The 8,502-nt window shown below is 28.5% G+C and carries 11 protein-coding genes; 9 read left to right on the forward strand and 2 right to left on the reverse strand.

The features are described 5' to 3' along the window. From ACTF56_RS12475 to ACTF56_RS12485, 3 genes are all read left to right on the forward strand, one after another. A partial coding sequence (locus ACTF56_RS12475) for a hypothetical protein (protein WP_438967238.1) occupies positions 1–1,092 on the forward strand: 1,092 nt, incomplete at its 5' end. Between the two features lie 12 nt (positions 1,093–1,104). After that, on the forward strand, positions 1,105–1,515 hold the full coding sequence (locus ACTF56_RS12480; RefSeq protein WP_438967239.1) for a hypothetical protein: 411 nt from the start codon (positions 1,105–1,107) through the stop codon (positions 1,513–1,515). 257 nt (positions 1,516–1,772) lie between these two features. Further along, positions 1,773–2,516, forward strand: a complete 744-nt coding sequence (locus ACTF56_RS12485) for a hypothetical protein (RefSeq protein ID WP_438967240.1) — start codon at positions 1,773–1,775, stop codon at positions 2,514–2,516. A gap of 150 nt (positions 2,517–2,666) precedes the next feature. Here ACTF56_RS12485 and ACTF56_RS12490 read toward each other — a convergent pair whose 3' ends face one another. Further along, positions 2,667–2,954: a hypothetical protein gene (locus tag ACTF56_RS12490; RefSeq protein WP_438967241.1), complete on the reverse strand. Its 288-nt coding sequence runs from the start codon at positions 2,952–2,954 to the stop codon at positions 2,667–2,669. A gap of 178 nt (positions 2,955–3,132) precedes the next feature. Here ACTF56_RS12490 and ACTF56_RS12495 point away from each other — a divergent pair, with 178 nt between their 5' ends. The 4 genes from ACTF56_RS12495 (at position 3,133) to ACTF56_RS12510 (ending at position 5,912) form a co-directional block, all read left to right on the forward strand. After that, the gene (locus tag ACTF56_RS12495) at positions 3,133–3,573 is read left to right on the forward strand and encodes a hypothetical protein (protein WP_438967242.1); all 441 of its coding nucleotides are present in this window, start codon (positions 3,133–3,135) and stop codon (positions 3,571–3,573) included. 244 nt (positions 3,574–3,817) lie between these two features. Beyond that, positions 3,818–4,564 carry a hypothetical protein gene (locus ACTF56_RS12500; RefSeq protein WP_438967243.1) on the forward strand — a complete coding sequence of 249 codons (747 nt, stop codon included), beginning with the start codon at positions 3,818–3,820 and terminating at the stop codon, positions 4,562–4,564. A 173-nt stretch (positions 4,565–4,737) separates the two neighbouring features. After that, a complete protein-coding gene (locus ACTF56_RS12505; RefSeq protein ID WP_438967244.1) occupies positions 4,738–5,103 on the forward strand; it encodes a hypothetical protein in 366 nt (121 codons plus the stop codon). A gap of 245 nt (positions 5,104–5,348) precedes the next feature. Continuing rightward, positions 5,349–5,912, forward strand: a complete 564-nt coding sequence (locus ACTF56_RS12510; protein ID WP_438967245.1) for a hypothetical protein — start codon at positions 5,349–5,351, stop codon at positions 5,910–5,912. Between the two features lie 150 nt (positions 5,913–6,062). Here the strand turns inward: ACTF56_RS12510 and ACTF56_RS12515 are convergent, their stop codons facing one another. Continuing rightward, entirely contained in the window at positions 6,063–6,287 is a 225-nt protein-coding gene (locus ACTF56_RS12515; RefSeq protein ID WP_438967246.1) for a hypothetical protein, read from the reverse strand. A 100-nt stretch (positions 6,288–6,387) separates the two neighbouring features. On the opposite strand from ACTF56_RS12515, the gene ACTF56_RS12520 reads away from it, so the two are divergent. Together ACTF56_RS12520 and ACTF56_RS12525 are read left to right on the forward strand one after the other, a co-directional pair. Beyond that, positions 6,388–7,242 carry a hypothetical protein gene (locus ACTF56_RS12520; RefSeq protein ID WP_438967247.1) on the forward strand — a complete coding sequence of 285 codons (855 nt, stop codon included), beginning with the start codon at positions 6,388–6,390 and terminating at the stop codon, positions 7,240–7,242. Positions 7,243–7,438: 196 nt separating this feature from the next. After that, positions 7,439–8,293, forward strand: a complete 855-nt coding sequence (locus ACTF56_RS12525; RefSeq protein ID WP_438967248.1) for a S41 family peptidase — start codon at positions 7,439–7,441, stop codon at positions 8,291–8,293. Positions 8,294–8,502 lie beyond the last annotated feature (209 nt).

Raw genomic sequence — 8,502 nt, forward strand, 5'->3', positions numbered from 1 at the left:
TTAACCTCTGAACAGAAATTAATTTATGACCTTAATCAAAGTATTGCAGTTTATCTAGCAGATAATGTTATTGTAGTACCAGACCCAAGCTATAATCCTATTTTAGGAGGAAATCCTACAATGCCTATTATTGACCCGCAAGCGAAACAATTTGCATTAGAGTTGATTAATTTGGCAAATCAAAATTCTGAAATAACAAACGAAACAATTACAAACACTATTAACGAAAAAAGCAATGACACCTCATTAAATTTACAACAAGCTTTTACATTAGCCGTTATAAATAGTTCAGAAAATCCTATGACAGGGGCAAATGTTGAGTTATATTTATTGTTAAAATATAAAAATACATCTTACTTTAATAGTACTAGTTTTGCAGTTGTAAGTAATAGTATTAATGTCGGAACTTATACTTTAACTCCACATTATAAATCTGATAACACTTTAGTTTATTATGCGGCTGTAAGATATTCTGGTAATAATACTTTGCATGATATTGAATATATAATTAAATCAAGTGCTTTAAGTAATTTTCAAGAAAATATTAATTTATACACTCATGCAGCTAATTTATTTTATATGAATGGAACACCTACAAATGGTCAAATAGCACTTTGTACTGGAGACTATTTTAGTGGGTTATCACAAATGTGGAATGATGCATTACACTCTCCTCAATGGTGGGCTTATGCAATAACTTGTTTTGGACATGCAATAGTAGCATTACCTGCTAATACAAATGTTGGCTCAACAGTTACATCTTCCCAGTGGAAGTATTCAATGAAAAACTTAACAAATAAAGCTTTTCAAGGTAAAGTGGTTACAAATCCTCAAGGTGTTTCTGTAACGATAAATATACCAAACAATTATGTGGCTAGAATAGTTGATAATGGTAAAGGTGTTAAATTTGTTCCTCAAGGTACACCTCTAAATTCTGATGCTAATGCTATAAGAATTATGGAACCAATTACAACAGGAACTTATCCTCACCCTAAAGGATATGTAAAATTTTACAATAATAATGGCCAACCAATAAACCCTAATAATAATCAAACTTTAGGTAATTCAAATAACCATTTTGATTTCCAATAAAAAAATTAAAAGATGAAACGAAGATTAATATTCGAGGGTAAATCTAGATTTGAAAAAGTGATTTTTGATAACGATAGTAAATTATTCTATTTTTATTTTGAAGAGATAAGTTTAATTCCTACAGATTTTTGGAGATTTTTTAAAAATAATAAGATTGAACATATTTCGAAAGATAATACTTTAAAATACCATTTTCAAAAACCTGAAATAGATTTAATACCTTTTTTAAAAGAGGAGCTTATAAATGAAAATTTAATAGAGGTTGAAATTTCAGTAAATAATGATTTAATTTTGTTTTTCTCGTCAAACAAAAAAATTGAAATTTATATAACATCTATGGCTTTTGAAAATTGGGAAATTACTATTAATAATAAACAATATATATGCTTGCAAGGAGGTAACAACATCGCAACTTTTAATTAAATATTTAATTCTTGATTTAAAATAAATGTTAATTCAAACAAGTTAAATTATTGGATACCAACTACATATTTGTGTTTTTAATACTTATATTGAAAAAAAAAATGAACAATACAGCCTACAACCACAGTTTGTAGCAATAGCGGCTTTCGGGATTGACTGAAAGACGCTATTGCACTTACATAAGTTAGTGATTAATTCAAAATTTAGGTATATTTAACCGCTACTGCTACAAGCTGCAAAACGTTAGCAGTAACTATATGAAAACCGTTTTCAAAATACTAATTATCATTACTTTAACATTGTTTTTTTCTTGTAAAGAAAACAAAAGCAACTTCGTGGATAATAATGAGAATTCTAACGAAATACTAAAAGATTCGTTTCCAACAATCATTAATGAAAATAAAATAGAAGTTGAATGTAAATGTGCTGAAAACAAATTTACTGGAACAAAATCAGATACAATTTATAACTTATCAAACGGAAAAAGTATCGCTCTTTGTGGTTATAGAAATACTGAAAACAAACCTGTGAATTTTTCGGAATTTGTACTTTCTGTTTGTGGACAAAATGAAGTAATTGAATTTTGGAACGCTACCGAAACTTGTAATTTAAAAGTAAATAAAGATACTTTATATGTTGAAGAATTAATAAATCTACCAACTGAAAAAAACAGAAAATATATTACAACTGTTTGGAATATTAATAAAATATATTTTGAAAATGAAGATGTTAAAAAGACTAATTCTTTAAATAAAAAAATCAGAAAATATAGTAAGGAAGAAATCTTAACTACTTTGAAAGAATATGAGAATGCTGATCAAGAATTAAATGAAGATAAAATGGTTTTAGTAAATCGTCTTTTTATTTCAATAATCTCAAAAAACAATAAAGCACGTGAATATTTTTATGAATTTGGAGATAAATACAAACTTGATGGAGCATTTTCTGAAGAATATAGTGATTTAAAAGCTATGTTAAAGTTGTGGGAAAATCAAAAATAGCTACTGCTAACAACTGTTTTGCACAATGGCTTGGGCTTGGTTTTTCCTTCGGAAAAACCTCTATTAATCGAAAATTTGTCTATATTTGTTGTGGTCAGTCTTGAATCACAAGCCACTGATGCAAAGCAGCCAAACGTTATAAGTAACTTATCAGAAGTCGTCCGAAACACCATTATAAGCCAAATGACTATAATCTGTAAATCCTTTAGAATTTCTCATTGAGTGTGTTTGTATTCTGTGAAATTTATCTTCTTTAGCTAATTGCGTGTTTAGCTTAAACCAAACTTGTTTATAATTTTCTTCTGTTATTTCTTTAAATTCAGTATAAACTCTAAGTTTAAATTTCAGTTGTTTTGTGGTTAAATTTTTAACTCTATTTACCTCTACTTGGTTTAAGTTTAGAAGTAGTAATTTGTTTTTAAATTCGGTTGCGTTCATAGTTTAAGCTACTTATAACATCGGTTTTGCTCTATTGCGGTTTAGTGCTTAACCAATGTTCGGTTTGTATTTGTTAATTTTGTTTTTAAATCTAAACTTTTAGCTTTACTTTTCCGCAACAAAGCAAAGCCGAGAAACGTTGTAAAACAGTTTAGTAGAACCGCTTATAAAAAGAAATATGATATTATTTATTGACAAATTAGAAAAATTTGAATTAGGAGGATTTACTACTAATATTAGAAAGGCTGAATATATTTTAGCAGTACATGGATTGACATTTGAAAGTATTTTAAGCACAATTCCTAAAAGCACAAAAACACCTTTTGGAATGTTTGCTAGCGGTAAGTTTATTGTTACTTTTAACATACAATGGGATTTAAAATATGTAAATATTGGTTTTATAAATTATGAAACTGATTTAGATAAAAATTTTGATGTTTTTGCAGATACTTTTTCTCCTAAATCTGTTGCAGGATTTTATAAGTTACAAACAGAATTAAAAGAAAAAGTAAAAAATAACGAAATAAACTTAGATAAAATTGAACTTTCAGACGATAATTTAGACTTTGAAATAGCTTACGAAAATTACATTGAACATAAAAATCGTCAATTAAAATAATTTCTGGTTTTTTGAATTGTTTGAACTTTGACATAATAAAAATTTAAAACTACTTGACACTTAACAAAGGCGGACAAGTTAAACCTTATATAAAACCGATTTTACAACAGCTGTTACACAATATGCAAGGATTTAGTGGAATTACCGTTTCGCATTGAAAATTTTACTAAATTTGAAAATATAAAACACGAAGACTTGCACATCGTGTAGCAGCCAAACGTTGGGCTTAATTTGAAAAACTGACATGAAGACTCTTATCTCTGACTATTTACTTTATCCACCAAACTTGCCAGATGAGCACATAAGAGCTTTAACGGGAGCTTTAAAAAACGGACTGTTTATTGATAGACCTATTCCCTATGACAAATTTGCTGACATCACGTATGAAAGTGAATTCAATGGACTTGAAAAGCCTAATTCGAGCATTATCAAAATGTCGAAGAAAGAACATGTTGACTCATTTTTTAAGAATGGAACCCTTCAATTGGGAACTTTTGAATACTACAGGAATCAAGAAAATGAAGAAGTAAAAGACATAGAAGAAGGTTCAACAATATTGGTTGGTTCAAATTCAAAAAATACCGCAGTCGTAACCATAACAGGTGGATTTGACCACTACACGTTTTGTTGTTTTGACGGTGATGCAGACCCGGAGATAATTCGAAAATTTGACTACGACTCATATTTTGAAATTGTTGACCCAGTAGGGTTTCAACAAGCTATTGCGAAGAAGCTAAATGCAGTCTTTACGATGAAGTCTCAGTGCATTTATAAAAATGATAAGGTTTTGGTAAGTCAGATAAGCGAAGAATTCAATTTTGGTGTGTTATCATCTCACATGGAGACTCTTGGGGATATTTCAAAATTTTACATAAAGAACAAGCGTTTTGCCCATCAAAATGAATTCAGATTTACATGGAAGCTTTCAAATGACATTGACAAACCAATTATTATGGACTTTCCTGAAGCAATAAAATTTTGTAAAAAATAAAAACTAAGCCCAACAATGGGTATAAAACATAGGGCAGACAGTGGTTTTCGCAAGTTTTGGTCTCTCAGCAAGCTTGGTATCGGTGGACAAGTTCGCAGCTTCGAAATGCCCTACGTTTCATACCCGAGACCGTTAGCCGTCAGTTTGACAGAACACTAAAAAAACGAGGGAACATGAAAAAAATAATCTTAATAATATTTATTGATACGTTTACATCTTGCAACTTTTTCTTTCAGTTGCAATCTGATAAAGAATTAACGGAAAAAATAAATTCAGAATATTTAAAAGAAAGAAAACCAATTAATTTAAGCAAATTAACTGATTTTGATTGGGATAATTATATTGTAATTGGTTGCTATCAAAACGTAGAACAAGTTGGTGAACAATATAAAATTGATTTATCAAATATATCAGGAAATGCAATAAGTTCAAGTGATTGGTTTATACTCTTAGTTTTTATAAAAGATAAAAAGGCAATTAAAATTTGTGAAGTGAAAATGGATACAAAATTTGATGAGCATAAATTACTTAAAAAGTGAATTAAAACAAAAAGTAATTTGTTTTAAAAATTAAACAAAAAAACCGAACGGCTAACAGCGGTTTGCTTCAATGGCTACTTCCGGATTTTCCTACGGAAAATCCGCTGTTGAATGGAATGTTTTGTTATATTTGTAATGGCTTGGTGTTGGTTCAACGCCACTGAGAGCAAGTCGCCGAACGTTAGCCGTCAGTTTGGCGAACAAAGACGAAAACCAATAAAATAATAAAAATTGAAACAAACTTTATGAAAAAAACATTTCTGACTTTAGCTTTAATAAGTTTAACTTTAACTGTAAAATCTCAAAATGCGAGTGTTGAAAAATCTGTATTTGGTATTCAAACAGGTTTTCTTGGTATTTGGGGACATAACGAAACTAAACTAACTAATCAAATTGCATTACGAAGTGAAATTGGATTTGATAGTGGAATTTGGGGTGGAGATTTTTACGACAAAACGGGATTTTTAATGACTCCAGTTATAACTGCTGAACCAAGATGGTATTATAATTTGAATAAAAGAGAAAGTAAATCGAAAAGAATTGACGGAAATAGCGGAAATTTTATTTCACTTAAAACAAGTTATCATCCTGATTGGTTTGTAATTTCAAATTATGACAATATAAATATTATTAGTGATATTTCAATTATACCAACTTGGGGAATAAGAAGAAATATTGGAAAACATTTCAACTATGAAACCGGAATTGGAATTGGTTACCGATATATTTTTGCGAAACAAGCAGGTTATTTAGAAAACGAAAGCGAAGCAGCTCTTAATTTACACTTGAGAATTGGATATAGATTTTAAAAACCGAACGGCTAACAGCGGTTTGCTTCAATGGCTTCTTCCGGATTTTCCTACGGAAAATCCGCTGCTGAATGGAATGTTTTGTTATATTTGTAATGGCTTGGGATTGATGCAACGCCACTGAGAGCAAGCCTCAAACGTTGGTAACAATTAGTGCTTATCACCTAAAAACGAAAGTCCTTCATACAAGTCAATCATTTTATAAATTACATTCTTAACACCAAGCAAAGGAAATATTAACCAACATAATACAGTAGGTATAAAAAGAATAGCTACTACAAATAACACCCTAACAGTTACCAACAACACATATAAAACATTAAATAGTATTGTTTTTTTAAAGGGTTTTCCATTTACTTCTAAATTTAATTTCATATTTTTTAATTTAAGTTATTAATCATTTAACGTTTCATATCTGTATCACGTTGTAAGAAACCATTTGAAAAAACGTAAAGAACAAAATATTTTATTTTAAATGAAAAAACTATTTATTACTATAATTTTATTTTTATTTCTAACTAATAATAGTTTTTCTCAAGCAAATGACACAGAAGCTTTTTTCTATAATATTAGTATAGGTGGCGTATTTGGAACAATTGGTGCTATAATAAACAAAAAACCAAATGAGAAGCTTGACAAAGTAATACTAAAAGGTTTTTCTCAAGGTACATTGGGTGGTTATCTAACTTTTGAAAGTAAAAGGGTATTACGTTTAGGAGTAGAAAATAAAGATTGGAAATTAATTTGGGCTGCTAAATTAATAAATGCTGGTGGCACATCTATAAAAGATAATGCAGCTCATAATGAAGATTTTTGGAATAAATGGCATATAAACATTGGTTTTAATCGTTTAGAATTTGAAACTAAAAATAAGTTAAAAATAAATTATAAAATCATGCCTGTAGCACTTGTTTATAATACATTAGCCTTTACACAAGCAAAATTTGATTTTGATACTTCATTAAAAACAGGCGAATTTATTTTTCAAAGTGGTGATTATAGGCTATATGAATCGGGTTCAAGAGGTGTAACATTTCCAGGTACTATTATTTTACGCAATAATGTAAATAGTTACAATATAATTACTCATGAAATTATTCATATATATCAATCCAATGATTTTTCAATATTAAATACTTATTATATAAAACCATTAAAAAAAATAGAAAACAAATCTAAATTTTTTAGCAAAATCAATAATCATATTTATTATGATTTTCACTATATACCATTAAGACTATTTTATAATTTAGAAACAAAAAGTGCAAATAAATATTATGATAATTTTTTTGAACATGAAGCTGGTTATTTTTCAAATACTTTACAATAATTTATTAAAAAATATTTGATAAAATATTATGGCTTCTTACAACAACTGTTTTACACAATGGCTTGGGCTTGGTTTTTCCTTCGGAAAAACCTCTATGAATCGAAATTTTGTCTATATTTGTTATGGTCAGTGTTGTATCACAAGCCACTGATGCAAAGCAGCAAAACGTTGGCAGTAATTTTAAAAACGACGAAAAATGACAAAAAACATTTTACTAATAACATTTATCTTTATTTTCAATATTAGAATGTTTGGACAAGAAAATTGTAATTGTAATGCAGATTTAAACTTTGTAATTGAAAAAATTGAAAAAGAACATCCAGGATTTTCTGTAAATGTTACTGACAAAAATATTGAATTTTATAAACATTTAAAAGATAGTTTAACTATTGAAACCAACAAAGAAAACGTATCAAAAGATTTATGCCAAAAAATTATAAAAAAATATATAAGTTTCATTAAGGACAAACATCTTCAAATTTATGACCCAATTAAAATTGGTGAAGCTGAATATGAAAAAAATTTCGTTACTAAAAATTTACCCGAATATAAAGATTTAGAAAACTCAACAGGTTATATTAAAATACCAAGTTTTAACTATAAACTATGGAAAGAATTAGATGAATTTTATGATAGTATTACACCAATTATTAAAACGAAACAAAGAATAATTATTGATATCAGAAATAACGGTGGCGGCGGAGAAAGAATGTATAATCAACTTCTAAAAATTTTAAAATCAAACGCTAAAAAAGTTAAAATTGCAGTAATTTTTAATAATAAATGTGCAAGTGCTTGTGAGGAAGTTGCATTAATTCTAACAGAAAATAAAAATATAAAAACTTTTGGAGAAAACACAAATGGACAATTTGCATATGGGTTCGTTAAAGGATATAAAACTCCGAATTGTGGATTTACTTTTGTAATTACTACGAAAAAATATTCAGATAGATTAAAATATGAATTTATAGGAGTCCAACCAGAATTCATTCTTGAAAAAGAGAAAGAATCTGAATGGATAAAAATTATTGAAAAGAAACTGAATGAATAAAAACTACTGCCAACAGCAGTTTGCAAAAATGGCGGGTTTTGGGCTTAATTTAAATTTGGTTTTGTACTTGCAAAGTCAGTGTTTAACCGAAAGTTTAGGCTTCCTTAATCCGCCACTTCTGCAAGCTGCGGGACGTTGGCGGTAATATGATGAAACATAGCAAATACATATTAACATTAATCTTAGTTCTGACTTTTGGAACTGTTTTC

It is taken from the genome of Flavobacterium sp., assembly GCF_965657075.1.
GTDB lineage: Bacteria > Bacteroidota > Bacteroidia > Flavobacteriales > Flavobacteriaceae > Flavobacterium.

Coding starts and splice junctions, on each gene's coding strand:
- ACTF56_RS12480 (WP_438967239.1), top strand. CDS start 1,105: ATGAAACGAAGATTAATATTCGAGGGTAAATCTAGATTTGAAAAAGTG.
- ACTF56_RS12485 (WP_438967240.1), top strand. CDS start 1,773: ATGAAAACCGTTTTCAAAATACTAATTATCATTACTTTAACATTGTTT.
- ACTF56_RS12490 (WP_438967241.1), bottom strand. CDS start 2,954: ATGAACGCAACCGAATTTAAAAACAAATTACTACTTCTAAACTTAAAC.
- ACTF56_RS12495 (WP_438967242.1), top strand. CDS start 3,133: ATGATATTATTTATTGACAAATTAGAAAAATTTGAATTAGGAGGATTT.
- ACTF56_RS12500 (WP_438967243.1), top strand. CDS start 3,818: ATGAAGACTCTTATCTCTGACTATTTACTTTATCCACCAAACTTGCCA.
- ACTF56_RS12505 (WP_438967244.1), top strand. CDS start 4,738: ATGAAAAAAATAATCTTAATAATATTTATTGATACGTTTACATCTTGC.
- ACTF56_RS12510 (WP_438967245.1), top strand. CDS start 5,349: ATGAAAAAAACATTTCTGACTTTAGCTTTAATAAGTTTAACTTTAACT.
- ACTF56_RS12515 (WP_438967246.1), bottom strand. CDS start 6,287: ATGAAATTAAATTTAGAAGTAAATGGAAAACCCTTTAAAAAAACAATA.
- ACTF56_RS12520 (WP_438967247.1), top strand. CDS start 6,388: ATGAAAAAACTATTTATTACTATAATTTTATTTTTATTTCTAACTAAT.
- ACTF56_RS12525 (WP_438967248.1), top strand. CDS start 7,439: ATGACAAAAAACATTTTACTAATAACATTTATCTTTATTTTCAATATT.